We start from the raw sequence: 23,202 nt of genomic DNA on the forward strand, positions 1-23,202 counted from the left end.
GTTGATAGGCCGGATCTGGAAGCACCGTGAGGTGTGGAGGTGACCGGTACTAATAGGCCGAGGGCTTGTCCTCAGTTGCTCGCGTCCACTGTGTTGGTTCTGAAACCACGAACAACCCCACACATTCGTGTGTGGTGCGGTTGATTGTTTCATAGTGTTTCGGTGGTCATAGCGTGAGGGAAACGCCCGGTTACATTCCGAACCCGGAAGCTAAGCCTTACAGCGCCGATGGTACTGCAGGGGGGACCCTGTGGGAGAGTAGGACGCCGCCGAACAAATTTTGAAGAAAACCCCCGTGCCATTCGGCACGGGGGTTTTCTGCGTTTACGCACCGAACCAGGGGCTTACGCCCCCCGTTCCCTGCTCTCTCTTTCAGAGTCTCCCCGCCGTCTTCAGCGCCAGATACGCGTCCGCCAGCGCCGGCGCCAGATCGTCCGGTGTGGCGTCGACGACGGTGACACCGTGGCGGCGGAGTTGCTCCGCGGTGCGGTGGCGTTCGGTCTGCGCCTGGGCCGCGGCGGCGGCCTCGTAGACCGCGTCCACGTTTCCCCGGGACGCGGCCATCTGTGTCACCAGCGGATCCGCCACAGAGGCCACCAGGACCGTGTGGCGCTGCGTGAGTTGAGGGAGCACGGGCAGCAGGCCCTCCTCGACGGGCGCTGCGTCCAGGCTCGTCAGCAAGACGATCAGCGAGCGGCGCGGTGCCGTACGCAGGACTGTGGCCGTAAGCCCCCGGGCGTCCGTCTCGACGAGTTCGGATTCCAGTGTCGCCATCGCGTCGACCAGGGACGGCAGGACATCTCCCGCGGAGCGGCCCTGGACGAGGGCGCGGACCCGGCGGTCATAGGCCAGCAGGTCGACGCGGTCGCCGGCGCGGGAGGCGAGGGCCGCGAGGAGCAGGGCGGCGTCCATGGAAGCGTCCAGGCGCGGGGCGTCGCCCACGCGGCCCGCGGAGGTGCGGCCGGTGTCCAGGACGAGCAGGATGTGCCGGTCGCGTTCCGGGCGCCAGGTACGGACGGCGACCGTGGACTGGCGGGCAGTGGCGCGCCAGTCGATGGAGCGGGTGTCGTCGCCGGGGACGTACTCGCGCAGGCTGTCGAACTCCGTTCCCTCTCCGCGGATGAGCACACTGGTGCGGCCGTCGAGTTCCCGCAGCCGGGCGAGCTTCGAGGACAGGTGCTTGCGGCTGGTGAACGGCGGCAGCACGCGGACCGTCCAGGGGACCTTGTGGGTGCCCTGACGGGCGAAGAGCCCGAGGGGGCCGTAGGAGCGGACGGTCACGCGGTCGGCCCGGCGGTCGCCGCGACGGGTGGGGCGCAGGCGCGTGCTGACACGGCGGCGTTCGCCGGGCGGCACGGTCAGGCGATGCCGGGAGGCCGACATTTCGGTGCCCGGCTGCCAGCTGCTGGGGGGCCAGGCGTCACGGAGCCGGGCGCGCAGCAGGCGGCGCGAGGGGTTGGTGACTGTGAGGGTGACGCCGGCGCTCTCGCCCAGACGCACGGAGGTGTCCCCGGAGCGGGTCAGGCCGAGGCGCCGCACCGGCGCCGCCAGGGCGTAGTCGCAGGCGCAGGCCACGGCCAGGGGCGCGTTCACGGCGAGGATGCCCGACCAGCCCGGATCCCAGATGCCGACGGGGAGGGAGCCGAGGGCCGCGAGGAGCGCGGCGCGTCCGGTGAGGGCCATCAGCGGGGGACCGGCACGTGAGCGAGGATCGCGTTGATCACCGAATCGGCGGTCACACCTTCCATCTCGGCCTCCGGGCGCAGCTGTACACGGTGGCGCAGGGTGGACAGGGCCAGTGCCTTGACGTCGTCGGGGATGACGTAGTCGCGGCCGGTCAGCCAGGCCCACGCACGGGACGTCGACAGCAGCGCCGTCGCTCCGCGCGGGGAGACGCCGAGGGCCAGGGACGGGGATTCCCGCGTGGCCCGGCAGATGTCGACGACGTAGGCCGTGATCTCCGGGGAGACCGTTGTCTTGGCGATCGCGGCGCGGGCAGCGTCCAGGTCGGCGCGGTCGGCCACCGGGCGTACGCCGGCGGCGCGCAGGTCGCGCGGGTTGAAGCCGTCGGCGTGGCGGGTGAGGACGTCGATCTCGTCCTGGCGGGAGGGCAGCGGGATGGTCAGCTTGAGGAGGAAGCGGTCCAGCTGGGCCTCGGGGAGAGGGTAGGTGCCCTCGTACTCGACCGGGTTCTGGGTCGCGACGACCAGGAAGGGGTCGGGGAGCGGGCGCGGGGTGCCGTCGACGGTGACCTGGCGCTCCTCCATGGCCTCCAGCAGCGACGACTGGGTCTTGGGCGGGGTGCGGTTGATCTCGTCGGCGAGGAGGAGGTTGGTGAAGACCGGGCCGGGCTGGAAGGAGAACTCGGCGGTGCGGGCGTCGTAGACCAGCGAGCCGGTCACGTCGCTCGGCATCAGGTCGGGGGTGAACTGGACGCGCTTGGTGTCGATGTCGAGCGCGGCGGCGAGTGTGCGGACGAGCAGGGTCTTCGCCACTCCGGGGACTCCTTCGAGGAGGACGTGTCCACGGCAGAGGAGAGCGACGACGAGACCGGTCACGGCGGGATCCTGGCCGACCACGGCCTTGGCGATCTCGGCGCGCAGGGCTTCCAGGGAGGACCGGGCCTGGCCCGTGTCCCCGGTGCGCCCGGCGTTGTCAGTGGTCGGGTCCATCATGGACGGCGTACCTCTCTTTCGAGGGCGTCGAGTCGGTCGGCGAGGGTGACGAGGGCCGCGTCGTCGCCGGGCGGCGGGCCGAAGAGCAGGTCGTGCAGGGACTGTCCCTCGCCGTGGAGGCGGGCGGACAGGGCGGGGAGCAGGGCCTCGGGCGTGTGCGCCTGGGTGACGGGGATGCCGACGAGGGGGGCCAGGCGGGTGCGTGTGGTGGAGCGAAGAGCGATGGCGGCGCGGTCGCGGGCGTTCGCCTTGCGGTAGAGGCGGGCGCGGCCTTCGACGGTTTCGGAGGCGCGGATCGCCACGGGGAGTTTTTCGGGCACGAGGGGACCGAGTCGGCGTGCCCGCCACAGGGCGGCCAGGGCCACTGCGATGAAGAGTTGCAGGGTGCCCCAGAGCCAGCCCGAGGGGAGCAGATCGAAGAAGCCGCGGTCGCCGGTGTCGGGGGCCGACGCGTCGGAGAGCGAGGGGAGGTACCAGACCAGATGGGGGCGGGAGCCGAGGAGTTGCAGGGCGAGCGAGGCGTTGCCCTGCTTGGCGAGGCGGTTGTTGTAGAGGATGTCGGGGGTGCCGAGGACGACGGTGTCGCCGCCCTTGGCGGACTGCGGGATGCGCAGCAGAGTGGGCAGTCCGTCGCTGGGGTAGCAGGCGTCCGCGGTTTTGACGGTGGTGGAGTAGCGGATGCCGCCGCCCGTGTCCGCGGTGCCCGCGCGGCGGGCGGCGGGCAGGGAGCAGCCGGGGGAGAGGGTGGTGTCGAAACTGGGTGTGTGCGCCGCGGTGACGCCCGGGGCCAGGCCGCTGACGGAGGGAAAGTCGGGGGCGACGAGGACGGTGCGTCCGCCGGAGGCGACGGTCGCGTGGCGCAGCCGGGACTGCTGTCCGTCCGTCAGCAGGTCGGGGACGGTGACCAGCAGGGTGGTGTCGGGGCCGGCGGCGGCGCGTGCCTGCTCGAGGGTGGTGACCACGCGTGTGGACACGCCGTGGTCGGCGAGGAGCGCGGCGACGGCGCGGCTGCCGTAGGGGTCGGCGGAGCGCGGGTCCAGGCGGCCGTGCTGGGCGCCCGACTGGACCGCGGCGATCGCGACGGCGGCTGCGAGGAGGAGGACGAGGGCGAGCAGGATCCCGCGCGTGCGGGTCCACACCTGGCGGCCGGTGCGCGAGACCGAGGTGGAGGGGAGCGTGGCCTCGGTGGTCATCCGGCGGCTCCCTGGTGGCCGGTGGGGGCCGTGCCGTGGCCGGTGCCGGTGAGTTGGGGCCTGGTGCGTTCGAGGTCGCGGTCGAGTTCGGCGATGCGGTGGTACGCCGCTTCGGTCGCCCTGCGGCCGCCGTATGTGACGTCGTCGAAGTCCCGGGCGGCGGCGCGCAGCCGGTCGGTGTGCGCGGGGAGGGCGTGGCCCGCCTCGGCGGCGGCCTCGTCGGCGGTGCGGCCGGGGCGTATGTCGAGTAGGGCCCGTTCCTCCAGGGAGCGGACGATGGCGCGCATGCGTTCCTGGAGGGCCTGGTTCCAGTGGCCCTGGGCGGCGTGCGCCTCGGCGGCGGCGCGGTGTTCGGCGGCGCTGTGGGGGCGGTCGTCGAACAGGGCGGCGGAGGAAGCGGGTTCGCGGCGCGGTGTGCCGAGGCGCCACCACAGGGCCCCGAGCACGGCGAGGACGGCCACGATGACGACGATCAGTCCGACGCTCCCGCCCGGGGTGGCGAGCGAGGCGGAGTCGAACAGTTTGCCGATCCAGTTCCAGAAGGCGTTCAGGGCGCGTTGCAGCAGGCCCGGGTCGTGCTCGTGGTACATCGGCTTGGACAGTTCGCGCTGGGCCGCCTCCCGTGCCGGGTCACGCGGGACGGTCGCCGGTGGCTCGGCTGCGGAACGCGACTGCGCCAGGACCGCGCCGCGGGTGTGCAGCGCGGTCCGCAGGGCTTTGTCCACGGCGCGTGGGAACGCCGGCAGTGCTGTGAGAACTCCCCCCGCCAGACTCACGGCATCAGCTCCCGGAGGCTGGTGCGTCGGATCCGTAGCCCTGGACGCCCGCGGCGCGGGCCAGGTCGAGGTCGAGGGCCTCGCGGCGGATGCGCTGGTCGATGTAGAGCAGCACGGTGACGCCGGCCGTGATCGGGAAGGTGATCGTGGAGCCGAGCACGGCCCCGATCCCCGTGATGATCAGGTAGGCCCAGCCGACGTTCGGGGTGCCGCTGAGGAAGGCGGACATGCCACCCCCGCCGAAGACCATGGCGAGGGCGAAGAAGGGGATGGCGATGACCGCGGAGACGAGGCCCGCGATGATTCCCGCCAGCAGCTGGATGCCGAAGACGCGCCACCAGGAGCCGCGGATCAGCTTGGCGGAGCGGCTCATCGACTTGGCGATGCCCTGCTTCTCGAGCATCAGGGCAGGGGAGGCGAGCGAGAAGCGGACCGCCAGCCACAGGGCGGGTACGCAGGCGACCAGGCCACCCAGGAAGGCCAGTGCTATGCCCCCCAGGGGCGAGGTCGTGGTGGCGACGAGGATGCCGGGCAGCGCGCCGACGGCGATGACGCCGAGGCAGATGAGCAGCAGCAGGATGACCAGCCCGAACAGCTTGAGCACTTGGGGGCGGGCGTCGCGCCAGGCCTCCGCAGTGGTGACCGGCTTGCCGAGGACCGCGCGGCTGGTGACCGTCGTGAGCAGTGCGGTGGCGATGACGGTGGCGACCAAGGAGAGGATGAAGACGGCGCCGGAGCCGAGCATGGCGTCGCCCATGGCGCGGCCGACTTCGCCGGGGGTGGCGTTCGGGTCGCTGAGGACCTGGTTGCTCGTGCTGTCGAGGACCAGGCGTTGCAGCAGGATGACGATGACTTGGGAGAAGACCGCGACGACCAGGGTGATGCCCAGGACGGTGCGCCAGTGGGCGCGCATGGTGGACACCGTGCCGTCGAGGATCTCGCCCACGCCCAGCGGGCGCAGCGGGATCACGCCGGGCTTGGCCGCGGGGGGCGGGCCGCCCCAGCCGGTGCCCCAGGCGCCGTAGCCGGCGGGACCGCCGTAACCGGGAGCGCCATAACCACCGGGGCTGTAGCCGGCCGGGGGCTGTCCGCCCCAGCCGGGGCCGGCGGGCGGCGGTGGCGCCTGGCCGGGAGCCGGGGCTCCCGTGGGCGCGGACCACTGGCCCGGCGGCGGTTGCTCCTTGGACCACTTCACGCCGGGGCCCTGCGGCTGCTCGCCCGACTGGTCCGCGGGAGGTGCGGCGTCGGGGCGGCCGGCGGCGTCGGCAGGTCCGGACGCGCCGGTCTCCTGTCCGTCGGACGGGGCGGATCCGGGCGAGGCCCAGCCCGGAGTGTCAGTCATCGTCGCTCCTTCACGGTGCCCGTCCGCCGTCGCGGCGGCAGGTTGGCAGCCATCGTGCCATGGGGTGGTCTTCGGGCGACCGGCGGTGGTGGCGGCTGCGTACCTTCATTTGTCCGCCGGATAGGGGGCAGACTGACGGCATGGCTGATCAGTACGCGCAGACCCGCGAGGACGACCGGGCGGCCGGGACCTCGGCGATCCGCTGGGAAGAGCCGCCCGAAGGCCCGGTACTGGTCCTCCTCGACCAGACCAGGCTTCCCGCCGAGGAGGTCGAGCTGGTGTGTACGGACGCGCCCGCGCTGGTGGAGGCGATCCGGTCGCTGGCCGTGCGCGGGGCGCCGCTGCTCGGCATCGCCGGGGCGTACGGCGTCGCGCTCGCCGCCGCGCGCGGCTTCGACGTGGACGAGGCCGCGACCGCGCTGGCGGCCGCCCGGCCCACGGCCGTGAACCTCTCCGTCGGTGTGCGCCGGGCACAGTCCGCCCATCAGACGGCGCTCGTCAGGACCGGGGACCCCGGGCAGGCCGCCTCGGCGGCGCTGGCCGCGGCGCGGCAGCTGCACCAGGAGGACGCCCGGGCCAGCGCGCGGATGGCAGAGCACGGGCTGGCGCTGCTGGACGAGCTGCTGCCCGGTGGCGGGCACCGCGTCCTCACCCACTGCAACAGCGGGTCGCTGGTGTCGGGCGGCGAGGGCACGGCGTTCGCGGTGGCGCTCGCTGCGCATCGCGCGGGACGGCTGCGGCGGCTGTGGGTGGACGAGACCCGGCCATTGCTCCAGGGCGCCCGTCTGACGGCGTACGAGGCGGCCCGCAACGACATGTCGTACACCCTGCTCACCGACAGCGCGGCGGGCTCGTTGTTCGCGGCTGGTGAGGTGGACGCCGTGCTGGTCGGCGCGGACCGTATCGCCGCCGACGGCTCGGTGGCGAACAAGGTGGGCAGCTATCCGCTCGCGGTCCTCGCGCGCTATCACCACGTGCCGTTCATCGTGGTGGCGCCGGTGACGACGGTGGACCCGGCGACCCCGGACGGTGCGGCGATCGAGGTCGAGCAGCGACCGGGCTACGAGGTGACCGAGTTCATCGCGCCCCAGGTCCCGGTCACGGGAGCCGGCGGCGGTCTCCCGGTCGCGCCGCTGGGCACGCAGGCCTACAACCCGGCGTTCGACGTGACCCCGCCGGAGCTGGTGACGGCGATCGTCACCGAGGAAGGCGCCGTCTCGCCGGTGACCGCCAAGGGACTGGCCGAATTGTGCGCCAGGTCGAGGGGGACCACGACAGACTGAGCATCGGCATCCCCGTTCTCGGGCCCGAGGCAGACAGTGACGGCTCCGTACGACTATCGTCACAGGCCAGTGAGCTGTCTCACCTGGATCTTCGCCACCGTTACGAGAATGGGATGATGTCGTTTATGAAGGGACGAGTCCTTGTCGTCGACGACGACACCGCACTGGCCGAGATGCTCGGGATCGTGCTCCGTGGTGAAGGTTTCGAGCCGTCTTTCGTGGCCGACGGCGACAAGGCGCTGGCCGCCTTCCGTGAGGCCAAACCCGATCTGGTCCTGCTCGACCTGATGCTGCCCGGCCGCGACGGCATCGAGGTGTGCCGCCTGATCAGGGCGGAGTCCGGGGTGCCGATCGTGATGCTGACGGCCAAGAGCGACACCGTGGACGTCGTCGTGGGCCTGGAGTCCGGCGCCGACGACTACATCGTGAAGCCGTTCAAGCCGAAGGAGCTCGTGGCCCGTATCCGGGCGCGGCTGCGCAGGTCGGAGGAGCCCGCGCCGGAGCAGCTCGCCATAGGCGACCTCGTCATCGATGTCGCGGGGCACTCCGTGAAGCGGGACGGGCAGTCGATCGCGCTGACGCCGCTGGAGTTCGACCTGCTGGTCGCGCTGGCCCGCAAGCCGTGGCAGGTGTTCACCCGCGAGGTGCTCCTGGAGCAGGTCTGGGGCTACCGGCACGCGGCCGACACCCGTCTGGTGAACGTGCACGTCCAGCGGCTGCGCTCCAAGGTCGAGAAGGACCCGGAGAAGCCGGAGATCGTGGTGACCGTCCGCGGTGTCGGTTACAAGGCCGGACCGAGCTGACGTGTCGGGGGACAGCGCCGCTTCGGCGCCCGGGGGTTCCGGGGCCGGCGCGGGGCGGCCTGTCGGCCGGACGAACGCCGGCTCCCGCTGGGGACGTCTTCTGGAGGGCGGGCTGCTGCACGGCGGCGTGCAGGGCAGCCCGGTCCTGCGTCTCTTCCTGCGCTGGGTGCGCCGGCCGCTGCTGCCCGTGATGCGGCTGTGGCGGCGCAACATCCAGCTCAGGGTCGTCGCCACCACCCTGCTGATGTCGCTGGGCGTCGTACTGCTGCTGGGTGTGGTCGTCATCGGCCAGGTGCGCAACGGACTGCTCGACGCCAAGGTGAAGGCCTCGCAGAGCCAGGCCACCGGTGGTTTCGCGGTGGCCAAGCAGCGGGCCGACGAGGTGGCGACCGGCCCCGGCGACGACGGCTCCGCCGCGGACGGCCACTCCTCGCAGAACGTCATCCAGTGGATGAGCGACCTGGTGTCGTCGCTGTCCAGTGGCGGTCAGGGCGCCTTCGACGTGGTCACGCTGCCCGCCGGCGACGACAGCGGTGGCGGGCGCGGTCCGCGCGCCTCCGGCGGCGTGAATTGGGCGGCGAGCGTTCCGGAGGAGCTGCGCGCCCGCATCAACAACGGCATGGTGGCCGCCCAGAGTTATGCCCGCATCGTCTACAAGGACGGCGACAAGGGCTCCCAGCCCGCGCTGGTCATCGGCAAGCAGGTCAACGACCCCAACGGCGATCCGTACCAGCTGTACTACCTCTTCCCGCTCACGCAGGAGGAGAAGTCGCTGAGCCTGGTCAAGGGCACGCTGGCGACGGCCGGTCTCTTCGTCGTCGTACTCCTCGGAGCCATCGCCTGGCTGGTGGTGCGGCAGGTCGTCACGCCGGTGCGGATGGCGGCCGGGATCGCCGAGCGGCTGTCGGCCGGGCGGCTCCAGGAGCGGATGAAGGTCACCGGTGAGGACGACATCGCGCGGCTCGGCGAGGCATTCAACAAGATGGCGCAGAACCTCCAGCTGAAGATCCAGCAGCTGGAGGAGCTGTCGCGGATGCAGCGCCGGTTCGTCTCCGACGTCTCGCACGAACTGCGCACGCCGTTGACGACCGTGCGGATGGCCGCCGACGTCATCCATGAGGCGCGTGTGGACTTCGACCCGATCACCGCCCGCTCGGCGGAACTGCTCGCCGACCAGCTCGACCGGTTCGAGTCGCTGCTCGCGGACCTGCTGGAGATCAGCCGTTTCGACGCGGGCGCGGCGGCGCTGGAGGCCGAGCCGATCGACCTCAGGGAGGTCGTGAACCGGGTCGTCGGCGGCGCCGAGCCGCTCGCCGAGCGCAAAGGGACGCGGATACGGGTCGTCGGCGACCAGCAGCCGGTCGTCGCGGAGGCCGACGCCCGGCGTGTGGAGCGCATCCTGCGCAATCTGGTCGTCAACGCCGTCGAGCACGGCGACGGCAGGGACGTCGTCGTCAAGCTCGCCGCGGCGGGCGGCGCGGTCGCGGTCGCGGTGCGCGACTACGGCGTCGGGCTCAAGCCGGGTGAGGCGACCCGGGTGTTCAGCCGCTTCTGGCGGGCGGATCCGGCGCGCGCCCGCACCACGGGCGGTACCGGTCTGGGGCTGTCGATCGCTCTGGAGGACGCCCGGCTGCACGGCGGCTGGCTTCAGGCGTGGGGCGAGCCGGGCGGCGGCTCGCAGTTCCGCCTGACGCTGCCGAGGACCGCGGACGAGCCGCTGCGGGGCTCGCCCGTCCCGCTGGAGCCGAAGGACTCGCGCCGCAACCGCGGGCTCGACGACGCCGGTCTGCCGAGCGGGAAGCGTGCCACCGTGCCGGTCCAGGCGACGGGTGAGCGGATGGCGTCGTCGCGGGACCCGATCGCGTCCCGGTCGGCGGCCCCGACGGCCGATCCGACGGCGCTGCCCGGCAGCGGCGCGCGTGTGGTGCCCCGGCCGGCCGCGGGAGGGCGACGGCAGGAGTCGGTGTCCGCCGTGGACGCGGCAGGGGAGAGGCCCGCGGACTCCGCGGACGCCGAGGAAGCCGGGCCGCAGGACGACGTGACACAGCAAGGGGAGGCATTTCGTGGGCGCTGACCGCGTGGGTGGCGTGCGGCGGCCGGTGCGCGCGGTGGTGTACGCCGCTTGCGGGGTCGTACTGCTGACGGGGTGTGCCTCGATGCCGGACAGCGGGGATCTGCGGGACGTGGAGTCCACCCCGCGCCAGGACAGCCAGCTGCGAGTGTTCGCCATGCCGCCCCCGGAGGACGCCCAGCCCAGGGAGATCGTGCAGGGCTTTCTGGAGGCCCTGACCAGTGACGATCCGCAGTATGCGACGGCGCGTCAGTATCTGACGGGGACGGCGTCGGAGCACTGGCGGCCGGGGCAGTCCACGACCGTGCTCGCGGGCGACATCAATGTCGATCGCACCCCGGGACACGACACCAGCCGTGACAGCAGCGACGACTACGCGTTCACGCTGACCGGCGACAAGGTGGCCCTGGTGGACGTGCAGCAGTCGTACACGCCGATGCGCGGCACGTACAGCCAGCCGGTTCATCTGACGCGGGACAAGAAGAGCGGGCAGTGGCGCATCGACGTGCTGCCGTCGGGCGTCGTCATGGGCCAGTCGGACTTCCAGCGCAACTACATGTCCGTCAACAAGTACTACTTCGCCTCCAACACCTCGGCGGATTCGGCCACATCGGCGACCGCCGTCGCCGATCCCGTCTTCGTGCGTCGGCGCGTGGACGCGACGACGCAGGTGGTGCGCTCCCTGCTGAGCGGGCCCACGGGCTGGCTCGAGCCGGTGGTCAGTTCGAGCTTCCCGGCCGGGACGGAGCTGCGCCGCGGGGTCACCTCGCTGGCGCCCGACGACCAGAACCGGCTGACGGTGCCGCTGAACGAGAAGGCCTCCGGGGTCGGGCGCGAGAAGTGCCGGGAGATGGCGACCCAACTGCTGTTCACGTTGCAGAACCTGACACCCACCGTGGACACCGTCACGCTCCAGCGCGCCGACGGCGGCACACTGTGCTCGCTGGAGGAGGACCAGACCGAGGCCGTCGCCATGCGCGGGTCGGTGAAGGGACCCGACAACCTGTACTTCGTCGACGACAAGCAGCGGCTGGTGCGGATCGGCGAGGGCGGCACCGCCACGAGCGCCGAACCCGTGCCGGGGGCGCTGGGCGATGGCGCCCAGAAGCTCAAGGCGGCGGCGGTGTCGTGGGACGAGCGCACTGCGGCCGGGGTCGGCGACGACGGCAAGTCGCTGTTCGTGGGCTCGCTCGTGGCGGGCGGCGCCCTCGACGCGCCGGTGCTGCAGAGCCAGGGCAAGGTCGAGGGCGACCGGCTGACGGTACCGAGCTGGGACGCGCGTGGTGACCTGTGGGTGGCCGACCGCGATCCCGCCCGGCCGCGGCTGGTGGTACTGGAGCAGGGCGGCGGCCAGCCGCTCGACGTGCGGGTCCCCGGGCTGAAGGGGCGCGTCGACGCGGTGCGGGTGGCCGCCGACGGGGTGCGGATCGCCCTGGTCGTGCGAGCGGAGAACGACAGCAGATCCCTGCTCATCGGGCGGATCGAACGCGACGACAAGGCCGGGGACCGGCCGGTGGTGTCGGTGCGCGAACTGCGTTCGGCGGCTCCGGAGTTGGAGAACGTCACCGCCATGTCGTGGGCCGGCGACAGCCGCCTCGTGGTGGCCGGGCGGGAGCATGGGGGCGTGCAGACGATGCGGTACGTCCAGGTCGACGGCTCCACGCCGGAGGGCCCGCCGCCGGCGGCGCTCACGGGGGTGCAGTCGATCGCCGCGGCCGAGGACGACCGGTCGCCGCTGGTGGCGTACTCCTCGGAGGACGGGATCGTCCGGCTGTCGTCCGGGGCGCAGTGGCAGAAGGTGATCAAGAACGGGTTGGCGCCGGTCTACCCGGGCTGAGCGCCCTTCCGTCCCGACCGGGCCGAGTACCCCTTCCTCCTGACTGGGCTGAGCGCTTTCCCTCTCTCCCGAGCGGGCCGGGGCATCCCTCGGTCGCCCGTGTGGGGGAAGTCCCGGTGGCGGTGGGGGGAAGTTGTCCACAGAGGGTTGTCCACAGGGCTGGCCGGGACGGTGCGCCGTCGGCACAGTGGAAGACATGCACGGGTGGTGGCAGGACCTCACCGACCTGGTGCTGCCGACCGAGTGCGGCGGCTGCGGCAGGCCTCGCACGGTGCTCTGTCCTCGGTGCCGTGCCGTCCTGAGCCACGGCGCACCACGCCGGGTGCGACCGGTTCCGGAGCCGTCCGGACTGCCGGCGGTGTACGCGGCGGCGCCGTACGCGGACGCGGCGCGGGCGGCCCTGCTCGCCCACAAGGAGCGGGGCGCACTGGCTCTGGCACGCCCGCTGGGCACGGCGCTGGCGGGTGCGGTACGGGCCGGTCTGCGGGCGGCGGCGACGGGAGCGGGGGGAACAGGAGCAGGAGCCGGGGCCGCCGCTGGGGCGGCCGGTGAGGCCGTGCTGCTCGTCCCCGTGCCGTCCGCGCGGCGGGCGGTGCGGGCCCGGGGGCACGATCCCGCGCGGCGGATCGCGCTCGCGGCGGCGGGTGGGCTGCGGCGGTCAGGGACGCCGGCCCGGGCCCTGGCGGTGCTGCGCCAGCGGCGCGTCGTGGCGGACCAGTCGGGGCTGACCTCCCGGCAGCGGCTCGAGAACCTCGCCGGCGCGCTGGAGGTGACCGCGGGCGGCGCGCGGCTGCTGCTGAGCGGTCCGGTGGTGCTGGTCGACGACGTCATGACGACGGGGGCCTCGTTGGCGGAGGCGGCGCGCGCGGTCACGACGGCCGTGTACACGGCGCGGGGCCGGGAAGGGATGAGGAAACGGAAGTCGGGATCAAGGCAGAAGGAGCGCAAGGAGGGGAACTCGATGTATGGCGCACTGGAAATGGCGGGGGTGTACGGCGCCGTTGGTGTGGTCTGCGCGGCGGTCGTCGCGGCCTCTCCGGATTCCTTTGGAATAGACCGGAACTGACTGAGAACTTGCATCGTTGCAGGTAATGAGCGGGTCAATTCACCTGAACGGAGGTACGCCGCAGTAGAGGGTGACGTCATCCGTCCGGGCGAGATATGTTCGGGTTGTGAGGGAAAGGCGCAGGCCATCCCCGTCATATCCGAATGCCGTGCTGCGGGTTTTCGCTATCACCCGTACCGGCCGGGTGGAGATCTCGCCCGCGGGGCAGGAGGAGGTGGACGTCACCGAGTCCGAGGTTCCGGAGCTCACCGGAACCGGGTGCACAAGGGAGATGCTCCGCCGTCGGAGCGGAGCGATCCGGGAACGGAGTTCTGCGTGGACATCGTCGTCAAGGGCCGCAAGACCGAGGTGCCCGAGCGGTTCCGCAAGCACGTGGCCGAGAAGCTGAACCTGGAGAAGATCCAGAAGCTCGATGGCAAGGTGATCAGCCTCGACGTCGAGGTGTCCAAGGAGCCCAACCCCCGACAAGCCGACCGCTGCGACCGGGTGGAGATCACGCTCCGCTCCCGCGGTCCGGTGATCCGGGCGGAGGCAGCGGCCAGCGATCCGTACGCCGCGCTCGACCTGGCGGCGGAGAAGCTCGGTGCCCGACTGCGCAAGCAGCACGACAAGCGTTTCTCGCGGCGTGGCGCACGACGGATCTCGGCCGCCGAGGTCCCCGACCACGTCCCCGGCGCGGCGACCCTGAACGGCAGCGGTCAGACCGCCACGGAAGCGGACGCGGGCCAGGTTCCCACCAAGAAGGTCGGCTCGCTGGAGGTGCAGGGGGACGGACCCCTCGTCGTCCGCGAGAAGACCCACCTCGCCTCCCCAATGACCCTCGACCAGGCCCTCTACGAGATGGAGCTGGTCGGGCACGACTTCTATCTCTTCGTCGACTCCGAGACCAAGGAACCCAGCGTCGTCTACCGGCGGCATGCCTATGACTACGGAGTGATCCACCTCCGGACGGACACGATGGTCACGCAGGCGCCGGAGGCGGGCGGCACACTGGGCGGTTGAGCCACCCCGGCGACAACAGCAGCTGCGACGGTGCCCCTGGAGCGCGGTGTGCGCCCCCAGGGGCACCGGTGTGCGCCCCCTTCACACGCCGCTTGGTCACCGCAGTGTCGGCCGGGCATGGAATCATGGCGGCAACGGCTCAACCGATGGGCCGTTGCCTTGGGTTGGCCACCGCACCACAGACCGGGCCACAGCCTCAGGGGGAGGAACAACGATGGCGGACAGCTTCGGACCGATGAGGGACGAGGACGCCGACGGTGGCGTCGTCGGCGTGGCACCGGAGGCGGGCACTGCGCGCAAGGAGCCGATCAGAGTCCTTGTCGTGGACGACCACGCCCTCTTCCGCCGCGGCCTGGAGATCGTGCTCGCCGCCGAGGAGGACATCCAGGTGGTCGGCGAGGCGGGTGACGGGGCGGAGGCCGTCGACAAGGCCGCCGACCTGCTGCCCGACATCGTGCTGATGGACGTACGCATGCCCAAGCGCGGCGGGATCGAGGCGTGCACGTCCATCAAGGAGGTCGCGCCCAGCGCCAAGATCATCATGCTGACGATCAGCGACGAGGAGGCCGACCTCTACGAGGCGATCAAGGCCGGCGCCACCGGCTACCTCCTCAAGGAGATCTCCACGGACGAGGTGTCCACGGCCATCCGCGCCGTGGCCGACGGGCAGTCGCAGATCAGCCCCTCCATGGCGTCGAAGCTGCTCACCGAGTTCAAGTCGATGATCCAGCGGACCGACGAGCGCCGCCTCGTCCCCGCCCCCCGGCTGACCGACCGTGAGCTGGAGGTCCTCAAGCTCGTGGCCACGGGGATGAACAACAGGGACATCGCCAAGGAGCTGTTCATCTCCGAGAACACCGTGAAGAACCACGTCCGCAACATCCTGGAGAAGCTCCAGCTGCACTCCAGGATGGAAGCGGTGGTCTACGCGATGCGGGAGAAGATCCTCGAGATCCGGTAGGCCCCGGTAGGGCCTGCCGTGGGCTGCCCGGAAGGTCAGCCCACGGCGCGGGAGAGTTCCAGTACGAGGGGCTCGCGCAGTTCGGGCGCCTCCACCCGTTCCACGCGTACGTCCGTGCAGTCCACCCAGCTCGCCGCCTCGACGAGCGCCTGGGCGACGGCGGGCACGGACCGGATGCCGTCCAGGGTGACCTGCTTGGCCACGAGGGTGCGGCCCTCCCGGGCGGGGTCCACGCGGCCGACGAGGCGGCCGCCGGCGAGCACGGGCATCGCGAAGTAGCCGTGGACCCGCTTGGGCTTGGGGACGTAGGCCTCCAGTCGGTGGGTGAAGCCGAAGATCCGCTCGGTGCGCGCCCGCTCCCAGATCAGCGAGTCGAACGGGGACAACAGCGTGGTGCGGTGGCGGCCGCGCGGGGGTGTGGCCAGCGCCTCCGGGTCCGCCCAGGCCGGCTTGCCCCAGCCCTCGACCGTGACCGGCACCAGCCCCGAGTCCCCGATCACCGCGTCGACCTGCTCGCTCTTGAGGCGGTGGTAGTCCGCGATGTCCGCGCGCGTGCCCACGCCCAGGGACTGGCCGGCCAGGCGGACCAGCCGGCGCAGGCACTCGGTGTCGTCCAGCTCGTCGTGCAGCAGTTCCTCGGGGACGGCACGCTCGGCGAGGTCGTACACCCGCTTCCAGCCCCGGCGCTCCACGCAGACCACCTCGCCGTACATCAGGGCGCGCTCGACGGCGACCTTGGTGCCCGACCAGTCCCACCACTCGCTGGTCTTCTTGGCCCCGCCCAGCTCCGTCGCCGTCAGCGGGCCCTCGGCGTGCAGCTGCTTGACGACCTGGTCGTACGTCCCGTCGGGCAGCTCGTGGTTCCAGTGCGGGCGGTTGCGGTAGGCGCGGCGGCGGAAGGCGAAGTGGGGCCACTCCTCGATGGGCAGGATGCAGGCGGCGTGCGACCAGTACTCGAAGGCGTGCGGGCGCGTCGACGGCGTGCCGGTGGACGCGGCCGTCCAGTAGGACCGCTCGACGGTGGTGCGGCCGACCGCGCCGAGGCGGGCGTAGGGCACGAGCTCGTGGGAGCGGGCGAGCACCGAGATGGTGTCGAGCTGGACCGCGCCGAGGTGCCGGAGGACACCGCGCACACCGGACCGCCGGTCGGGTGCGCCGAGGAAACCCTGGGCACGCAGGACGATGCGGCGGGCTTCGTCCGCCGAGAGGTCGGTGGTGGGGCGCGGGAGCGAGGTCATGGCATCGCACGATAAGGGGCGGCACCGACAACGCGTGCCGAGCTGCGCTTTCGCCGACGGCCCCTATGCGGGAGCGGGCAGGTAGGGCGCCGCCGAGGGCAGGCTCAGGTCCGACGGCAGCAGGGAACCCACCCAGCAGTCCCGTCGCACCCCCTTGTTGTTGAGCCCCGAGCGCAGGGTGCCCTCCACGGTGAAGCCGACCCGTTCGGCGACCGCGCGGGAGGCGTGGTTCCCGACCTCGGCCCGCCACTCCAGGCGGTCGACGGCGAGGTGGGTGAAGGCCCAGCGGGCGACGGAGAGGGAGGCCTCGGTCACATAGCCGTTGCCGCGGTGCTCCTTCGTGGCCCAGTAGCCGATCTCGGCCTCGCCCAGCGAACGCATCGTTATGCCGAGCGTGCCCACGAGGTCTCCGCCGGAGCCGGGGAGGAAGAGGCCGAAGGTGAACATCGAGCCGTTGGCCCAGCCCAGGGGGACCATGTCCGCGGTGAAGCTCTGCGCGTGCTCGGGCAGGTAGGGCGAAGGAAGCTGGGAGAGCCAGCGCTGGATGTCGGGGTCCTGCACGGCCGCGTACATCGCGTCGGAGTCCTGGGGGCCGAGCGGGCGCAGGAGCAGACGGTCGGTGGTGAGCGTGACGGGGTCCATCGCCCGATTCTGCTCGGGGGCCGCGGGGGGCGCCATCCCTTTTCCCGGTGTGTGCGGGGTTGATCGCATTTCTCGGTATGTGGGGAAGTGATCACAATTCGTGCAAAACGTCGCCGGAACACGGCACCATCCGCGACCCCCGGACGTTGTTCACATTGAGGCCTCCGTGAAGCTGCGGACGGGTGGCCTTGCGGCAGGCCCTCCCGGCTCGGCCGTGTCCTCGCATACGATGGCCGTTGCTCAGTACGTCAATGGAAACCGACCGTCCCAGGCCCGACCGGCAAGGAGACCAACCCCCGTGTCCGTCCTCTCGAAGATCATGCGTGCAGGCGAAGGCAAGATCCTGCGCAAGCTGCACCGCATCGCGGGCCAGGTCAACTCCATCGAAGAAGACTTCGTCGGCCTCTCCGACGCCGATCTGCGTGCCCTTACCGATGAGTACAAGCAGCGGTACGCCGACGGCGAGAGCCTGGACGACCTGCTGCCCGAGGCGTTCGCCACGGTGCGCGAGGCGGCACGGCGCGTCCTCGGCCAGCGCCACTACGACGTCCAGCTGATGGGCGGCGCCGCCCTGCACCTGGGCTATGTCGCCGAGATGAAGACCGGCGAGGGCAAGACCCTGGTCGGTACCCTGCCCGCCTATCTGAACGCGATCTCGGGCGACGGCGTCCACATCATCACGGTCAACGACTACCTGGCCGAGCGTGACTCGGAGATGATGGGCCGCATCCACAAGTTCCTGGGCCTGTCCGTCGGCTGCATCCTCGCCAACATGACGCCGGCCCAGCGCCGCGAGCAGTACGGCTGCGACATCACCTACGGCACGAACAACGAGTTCGGCTTCGACTACCTGCGCGACAACATGGCGTGGGCCCAGGACGAACTCGTCCAGCGCGGCCACAACTTCGCCATCGTCGACGAGGTCGACTCCATCCTCGTCGACGAGGCCCGTACGCCGCTGATCATCTCCGGCCCGGCCGACCAGGCCACCAAGTGGTACGGCGACTTCTCCAAGCTGGTCACCCGCCTGAAGAAGGGCGAGGCGGGCAACCCGCTCAAGGGCATCGAGGAGACCGGCGACTACGACGTCGACGAGAAGAAGCGCACGGTCGCCATCCACGAGGCCGGTGTCTCCAAGGTCGAGGACTGGCTGGGCATCGACAACCTCTACGAGTCGGTGAACACCCCGCTCGTGGGCTACCTGAACAACGCCATCAAGGCCAAGGAGCTCTTCAAGCGCGACAAGGACTACGTCGTCATCGACGGCGAAGTCATGATCGTCGACGAGCACACCGGCCGTATCCTCGCCGGCCGCCGCTACAACGAGGGCATGCACCAGGCGATCGAGGCGAAGGAAGGGGTGGACATCAAGGACGAGAACCAGACGCTCGCCACGATCACCCTGCAGAACTTCTTCCGCCTCTACTCCAAGCTCTCCGGCATGACCGGTACGGCGATGACCGAGGCCGCGGAGTTCCACCAGATCTACAAGCTCGGCGTGGTCCCGATCCCGACCAACAGGCCGATGATCCGCTTGGACCAGGCGGACCTGATCTACCGCACCGAGGTCGCCAAGTTCGAGGCGGTCGTCGACGACATCTCCGAGAAGCACGAGAAGGGCCAGCCGATCCTGGTCGGCACCACCTCGGTGGAGAAGTCGGAGTACCTCTCGCAGCAGCTCAGCAAGCGCGGCGTCCAGCACGAGGTGCTCAACGCCAAGCACCACGAGCGCGAGGCGTCGATCGTCGCCCAGGCCGGCCGCAAGGGTGCGGTGACCGTGGCGACGAACATGGCCGGCCGCGGTACGGACATCAAGCTCGGCGGCAACCCCGAGGACCTCGCCGAGGCGGAGCTGCGCCAGCGCGGCCTCGACCCCGAGGAGCACATCGAGGAGTGGGCCGCGGCCCTGCCGGACGCGCTGCAGCGCGCCGAGGAGGCTGTCAAGGCCGAGAAGGACGAGGTCGAGAGGCTCGGCGGCCTGTACGTGCTCGGCACCGAGCGGCACGAGTCGCGTCGTATCGACAACCAGCTGCGCGGTCGTAGCGGCCGTCAGGGCGACCCGGGCGAGTCCCGCTTCTACCTCTCCCTGGGCGACGACCTGATGCGTCTGTTCAAGGCGCAGATGGTCGAGCGCGTGATGTCGATGGCGAACGTCCCGGACGACGTGCCGATCGAGAACAAGATGGTCACGCGCGCGATCGCGTCCGCCCAGTCGCAGGTCGAGCAGCAGAACTTCGAAACGCGCAAGAACGTTCTGAAGTATGACGAGGTGCTCAACCGGCAGCGCGAGGTCATCTACGGCGAGCGGCGCCGCGTCCTGGAGGGCGAGGACCTGCAGGAGCAGGTGCGGCACTTCATGGACGACACCATCGACGCGTACGTGGGGGCGGAGACCGCCGAGGGCTTCCCGGAGGACTGGGACCTCGACCGGCTGTGGGGCGCCTTCAAGCAGCTCTACCCGGTGAAGATCACCATCGAGGAGCTGGAGGAGGCGGCCGGGGACCGCGCGGGTCTGACGGCGGAGTTCATCAGCGAGTCCATCAAGGACGACATCCGCGAGCAGTACGAGGCCCGCGAGACGCAGCTCGGCTCCGAGATCATGCGTGAGCTGGAGCGCCGGGTGGTGCTGTCGGTGCTGGACCGCAAGTGGCGCGAGCACCTCTACGAGATGGACTACCTCCAGGAGGGCATCGGCCTGCGCGCGATGGCGCAGAAGGACCCGCTGGTCGAGTACCAGCGCGAGGGCTTCGACATGTTCACCGCGATGATGGAGGGCATCAAGGAGGAGTCCGTCGGCTACCTGTTCAACCTGGAGGTCCAGGTCGAGCAGCAGGTCGAGGAGGTGCCGGTCGAGGACACGAAGCCAGTGGCCGACCTGGAGAAGCACGACGCGGTTCCGGCGCAGGCCGGTGCGCGTCCGGAGATCCGGGCCAAGGGGCTGGACGCGCCGCAGCGGCGTGACCTGCACTTCTCGGCGCCGACCGTGGACGGCGAGGGCGGCATCATCGAGGGCGAGTTCGCCACGGACGGCGAGCCCGTGCGTTCGGAGGCCGACGGCCTCACGCGCGCGGAGCGGCGCAAGCAGGCCAAGACCGGGCGCCGCCGCAAGAAGTGACCGGCGCTCTCTGAGAGAGCCGGCAGCGGACAGGGAAGGGCCGGGCACCCTCGGGTGCCCGGCCCTTCGGCTTGGGCTGCGGTCCGCCGTCAGGGCAGGTCGTCCTACGTGCGGGGCATACGGGGGCCGCCCAGTTCCACCGCCGTGCAGCGCCAGCGCCGGTCCCGGCCCTGCTCCAGGCGGAACGCCATCGCGCGCAGCTGGTCGCCCGCGCCGATGCGGGCGAAGGCCTCCACGGCGCCCGGGCGGGGCTCGTAGTAGCCGATGTCGCGCACGACGGGGCGGGCGCCGCGGGTGCGCAGCGTGCCGCGCTCCGCGAGCCAGGCGAGCTCGTCGTAGGCCCGGCCCGCGGTGTGCCGGAGCATCCAGTGCACGGGGCGCTGCCCGCTGAGAACGGCGAGCAGGCGATCGGCGAACAGATCGGTGGCCACGGGCAGCGAAACCGCCCGCACGGCGTCCTGAGCACCGGCCCCGATCCCCGCCGCGCCCACCGCGCCCGCGGCGGGGGCTGTGCCCGCGCAGCCGCCCGGCGCGGACCTGTGGGTATCCGCCCGACGGGGTGTGGCTGCGGCCGCCGTGAGGGTCGCGACGTCGGCTGTGGGCGCCGGGCCGGCGCCTGGGTGGGCCGTGCCCGTGCGGGCTGAGCCCGCCGGGTGGCCTGAGGTTGTTCTGGTGGCCGTGCTCGTCGTGCCGGCCGCTGCGTTGGACGTGTGCGCCGGGTCGGCGCCCCGGTGTGCCGTGTCCGGCCTGCGGGCTGCGTCCGCCGAGCGGCCTGGGGCTGTCCTGGCGGTAGCGCTTGCCGTGCCGGATGCCGTGTTGGCCGTGCGTGCCGGGTTGGCGCCTGGGCGGCCCGTGCCCGTCCTGCGGGCTGTGCCTGTCGTGCCCGCTGCCGCGTTGGCCGTGGGTGCCGGGTTGGCGTCCGGGAGGGCCGTGCCCGATCTGCGGGCTGCGCCCGTCGAGCGGGCCGGTGCCGGCCTGGCGGCTTTGCTCAGCGGGCGGTCTGCGGCCGTTCTGGCGGTTGCTGCCGTCGTTCGCTGTGCGCCCGTGGTGCGGGGTGCCGCGCTCGTGCCCGTCTTGCGGGAGCAGCCCGACGCGGGGGCCGGGCTCGCCGTGTCGGCGTTGCCGGTCGGTTCCGGAACGTGTCCTACCGGCTCTCGTGCCCCTCCCGGCTCCGGAGCCTGCACTCTCGTGTCCCGCGTGCCGGCCCGCGCCGGACGGGGGCGGAGGGGGGTAGCGGGAGGGCGGGTGTCGCGGGGGGCCGTTGGGGGCGTGGAGTGGTTACGGGGTGGGGGGTTGTCGTCGGCTGTGCGCGGGAGGGTGCCGCCTGGGGTGCGGGGTGGGTAGCCGCCGGGACGGCGGAGGTCGCGGCGGCTCGGCGGGTGGGCGCCCGGGCGGCGCTGGGTCCTGGTCATGACCTTGTTCATGAGTCCCCGTTCGGTGTCGTTGTCCGGCGCCGGCGCCCAGGGCACCGGTTTATACCGGGCAGTAACTTCCTGCTGGGGCTCTTGTACGGGGCCGAGGGCGCCGCGGCAAGGAAGGCGCGGCGCGCGTCGGACCGTGGACGAGTTCACCGATACGAGTGATTGGGAGGGCCACAAACCATGTGGGGACTGGGGTGGACCGGGTGAGGCGAGGGGCGCGCGGTGGACGGGTCGGGTGGTGTGGCCGGGGACTCGAAAGGAGGCTCCCGCACGTATCCTGAAGGCCGTCCGGGCGGCGAGCCCTCCGACCACGAAAGCGGCCTGCCATGCGTGTCTACGTCCCCCTGACCCTCTCGGGCCTCGCCGAGGCGCACAAGACGGGAGAGCTGGGGACGGGGGCGCTCACCGCGTACGCAGTGACGCCCGCCCTGCGCGAGTGGTACCTCTCCGACGACATCGAGGAGCTGGAGTACGCCGCGCTGAACCGGGCCGCGCTCGCCTCGCTGCGGCTGCTGGCGCTGGACCCGGGCGCACCGCGGCGCCGTGTGGTGGTCGCCGTGGACGTACCCGACGGCGCGGCGACGGCCGACCCCGACCGCGGGCTCGACCCGGCCGCGCTCGGCGAGGTGCGGGTGGCCGGTCCGGTGCGCCTGGCCAAGGCGGCCGCCGTGCACGTCGACTCCGGTGACGCGGAGGCGGACGTGACCGCCGCGGCCGAGGCCCTGGGAGCCGCGGACGCGGGGGACGACGACGCTCAGTTCGTGGTGGACGGAGCCGAGGACCACGAGCTGCTCTGGTACGCCACACAGGAGATCCCGAACCTCGTCGGGCTCGGCGGCTGAAGCCCCGGACCGCGGCCGCACCACGGGTCGCGACCTGCCGTTGTCCTGATTGTCAGTGGCGGCGGGTACGTTTTCCGGTATGGGGAATCAGTCAGGGGCGCACATCGTCTGGGACTGGAACGGCACGCTGTTCCACGACAACGACGCGGTCATCGGTGCGACGAACGCGGCGTTCGCCGAGCTGGGCCTGGAGCCGATCACACTGGAGCAGTACCGCGCGCTGTACTGCGTGCCGGTCCCGAAGTTCTACGAGCGGCTGCTCGGCCGGCTGCCCACCGGGGCCGAGTGGGACACGATGGACGGCGTCTTCCACCGGTACTACTCCGAGCACCGCACCAGATGCACCCTGACCGAGGGAGCCGTGGAACTGCTCACCGGGTGGACGTCGGCCGGGCACAGCCAGTCGATCCTCAGCATGTACGGGCACGAGGACCTCGTCCCGCTGGTCCGGGGCTTCGGGATCGAGACGCACTTCCTCCGGGTGGACGGGCGGACGGGCCGCTCCGGCGGCAGCAAGGCCGAGCACATGGTGCGGCACCTGGGCGCGTTGTCCGAGGTGGTGAACCCCGCGCGCACGGTGGTGATCGGCGACGCGGCGGACGACGCGGTGGCCGCACGGCACGTCGGCGCGCGGGCGGTGCTCTACACCGGCGGTTCGCACAGCCGGGCCAGCCTGGAGGAGGCGGGCGTGCCGGTGGTGGACACCCTGCGGGAGGCGGTCGTGGAGGCGCAGCGGCTGGCCGAGTGAGCGGCACGCGGCGAGAAGCGCGGGAGAAGCGCGGGAGAAGCGCGGCGAGACGCGGGAAAACGCGGGGAGACACGGGGGAGAGGGGAACGGGGGTGACGAACGTGGAGTGGGAAGCGTGGAGTGGGAAACGCGGAATGTCGGGGTCCGGTGGAGCCATACGTCGCCTTCGCCGTCCCCACCCCTGTGC

18 protein-coding genes and 1 rRNA gene are annotated in these 23,202 nt (G+C 71.7%); 11 read left to right on the forward strand and 8 right to left on the reverse strand.

Annotated features, from left to right (window positions below; all coding sequences use genetic code 11):
• Window positions 1-158: 158 nt before the first annotated feature.
• Window positions 159-275, forward strand: a 5S ribosomal RNA gene (gene rrf, locus ACWEK3_RS01725).
• 97 nt (window positions 276-372) lie between these two features.
• Here rrf and ACWEK3_RS01730 read toward each other — a convergent pair.
• Genes ACWEK3_RS01730 through ACWEK3_RS01750 form a run of 5 tightly spaced genes read right to left on the reverse strand, consistent with a single transcriptional unit; the run spans window position 373 to window position 5,986 of the window.
• Window positions 373-1,683, reverse strand: a complete 1,311-nt coding sequence (locus tag ACWEK3_RS01730) for a DUF58 domain-containing protein (RefSeq protein ID WP_450540297.1) — start codon at window positions 1,681-1,683, stop codon at window positions 373-375.
• Window positions 1,683-2,672: an AAA family ATPase gene (locus ACWEK3_RS01735; protein ID WP_450540299.1), complete on the reverse strand. Its 990-nt coding sequence runs from the start codon at window positions 2,670-2,672 to the stop codon at window positions 1,683-1,685. The genes ACWEK3_RS01730 and ACWEK3_RS01735 overlap by 1 nt, the downstream gene beginning before the upstream one ends.
• The gene (locus ACWEK3_RS01740; protein WP_453248660.1) at window positions 2,672-3,868 is read right to left on the reverse strand and encodes a DUF4350 domain-containing protein; all 1,197 of its coding nucleotides are present in this window, start codon (window positions 3,866-3,868) and stop codon (window positions 2,672-2,674) included. Before ACWEK3_RS01740 ends, ACWEK3_RS01735 begins: the two co-directional genes overlap by 1 nt.
• Entirely contained in the window at window positions 3,865-4,644 is a 780-nt protein-coding gene (locus ACWEK3_RS01745; RefSeq protein ID WP_450540302.1) for a DUF4129 domain-containing protein, read from the reverse strand. Before ACWEK3_RS01745 ends, ACWEK3_RS01740 begins: the two co-directional genes overlap by 4 nt.
• A gap of 4 nt (window positions 4,645-4,648) precedes the next feature.
• Window positions 4,649-5,986: a glycerophosphoryl diester phosphodiesterase membrane domain-containing protein gene (locus ACWEK3_RS01750; protein WP_453248661.1), complete on the reverse strand. Its 1,338-nt coding sequence runs from the start codon at window positions 5,984-5,986 to the stop codon at window positions 4,649-4,651.
• 140 nt (window positions 5,987-6,126) lie between these two features.
• Between ACWEK3_RS01750 and mtnA the strand changes: the two genes are divergently transcribed.
• The 7 genes from mtnA (at window position 6,127) to ACWEK3_RS01785 (ending at window position 15,009) form a co-directional block, all read left to right on the forward strand.
• A complete protein-coding gene (gene mtnA / locus ACWEK3_RS01755) occupies window positions 6,127-7,269 on the forward strand; it encodes an S-methyl-5-thioribose-1-phosphate isomerase (protein ID WP_450540306.1) in 1,143 nt (380 codons plus the stop codon).
• 113 nt (window positions 7,270-7,382) lie between these two features.
• A complete protein-coding gene (gene mtrA, locus ACWEK3_RS01760; protein ID WP_009188938.1) occupies window positions 7,383-8,072 on the forward strand; it encodes a two-component system response regulator MtrA in 690 nt (229 codons plus the stop codon).
• Window position 8,073: 1 nt separating this feature from the next.
• Window positions 8,074-10,146, forward strand: coding sequence for an MtrAB system histidine kinase MtrB (mtrB, locus tag ACWEK3_RS01765; RefSeq protein ID WP_453248662.1), 2,073 nt, complete (start codon window positions 8,074-8,076; stop codon window positions 10,144-10,146).
• Window positions 10,136-11,980, forward strand: coding sequence for an LpqB family beta-propeller domain-containing protein (locus ACWEK3_RS01770; protein WP_450540309.1), 1,845 nt, complete (start codon window positions 10,136-10,138; stop codon window positions 11,978-11,980). Before mtrB ends, ACWEK3_RS01770 begins: the two co-directional genes overlap by 11 nt.
• Before the next feature lie 196 nt (window positions 11,981-12,176).
• The gene (locus ACWEK3_RS01775) at window positions 12,177-13,046 is read left to right on the forward strand and encodes a ComF family protein (RefSeq protein WP_453248663.1); all 870 of its coding nucleotides are present in this window, start codon (window positions 12,177-12,179) and stop codon (window positions 13,044-13,046) included.
• 315 nt (window positions 13,047-13,361) lie between these two features.
• A complete protein-coding gene (gene hpf / locus ACWEK3_RS01780; RefSeq protein WP_450540312.1) occupies window positions 13,362-14,048 on the forward strand; it encodes a ribosome hibernation-promoting factor, HPF/YfiA family in 687 nt (228 codons plus the stop codon).
• 214 nt (window positions 14,049-14,262) lie between these two features.
• Complete coding sequence (locus ACWEK3_RS01785; RefSeq protein ID WP_141360480.1) at window positions 14,263-15,009, forward strand: response regulator; 747 nt, start codon at window positions 14,263-14,265, stop codon at window positions 15,007-15,009.
• A 35-nt stretch (window positions 15,010-15,044) separates the two neighbouring features.
• On the opposite strand, the gene ACWEK3_RS01790 is transcribed toward ACWEK3_RS01785, so the two are convergent.
• Window positions 15,045-16,247, reverse strand: a complete 1,203-nt coding sequence (locus ACWEK3_RS01790) for a winged helix-turn-helix domain-containing protein (RefSeq protein WP_450540314.1) — start codon at window positions 16,245-16,247, stop codon at window positions 15,045-15,047.
• A 63-nt stretch (window positions 16,248-16,310) separates the two neighbouring features.
• Window positions 16,311-16,889, reverse strand: coding sequence for a GNAT family N-acetyltransferase (locus ACWEK3_RS01795; protein ID WP_453248664.1), 579 nt, complete (start codon window positions 16,887-16,889; stop codon window positions 16,311-16,313).
• Window positions 16,890-17,187: 298 nt separating this feature from the next.
• Between ACWEK3_RS01795 and secA the strand changes: the two genes are divergently transcribed.
• Window positions 17,188-20,004, forward strand: coding sequence for a preprotein translocase subunit SecA (gene secA / locus ACWEK3_RS01800; protein WP_450540318.1), 2,817 nt, complete (start codon window positions 17,188-17,190; stop codon window positions 20,002-20,004).
• Between the two features lie 104 nt (window positions 20,005-20,108).
• On the opposite strand, the gene ACWEK3_RS01805 is transcribed toward secA, so the two are convergent.
• On the reverse strand, window positions 20,109-20,435 hold the full coding sequence (locus ACWEK3_RS01805) for an Rv3235 family protein (RefSeq protein ID WP_453248665.1): 327 nt from the start codon (window positions 20,433-20,435) through the stop codon (window positions 20,109-20,111).
• 1,316 nt (window positions 20,436-21,751) lie between these two features.
• Here ACWEK3_RS01805 and ACWEK3_RS01810 point away from each other — a divergent pair.
• The gene (locus ACWEK3_RS01810; protein ID WP_376541056.1) at window positions 21,752-22,267 is read left to right on the forward strand and encodes a DUF6912 family protein; all 516 of its coding nucleotides are present in this window, start codon (window positions 21,752-21,754) and stop codon (window positions 22,265-22,267) included.
• Window positions 22,268-22,346: 79 nt separating this feature from the next.
• A complete protein-coding gene (locus ACWEK3_RS01815; RefSeq protein WP_453248666.1) occupies window positions 22,347-23,015 on the forward strand; it encodes an HAD family hydrolase in 669 nt (222 codons plus the stop codon).
• Window positions 23,016-23,202 lie beyond the last annotated feature (187 nt).

The sequence above is a fragment of the Streptomyces sp. NPDC004721 genome (assembly GCF_053601495.1).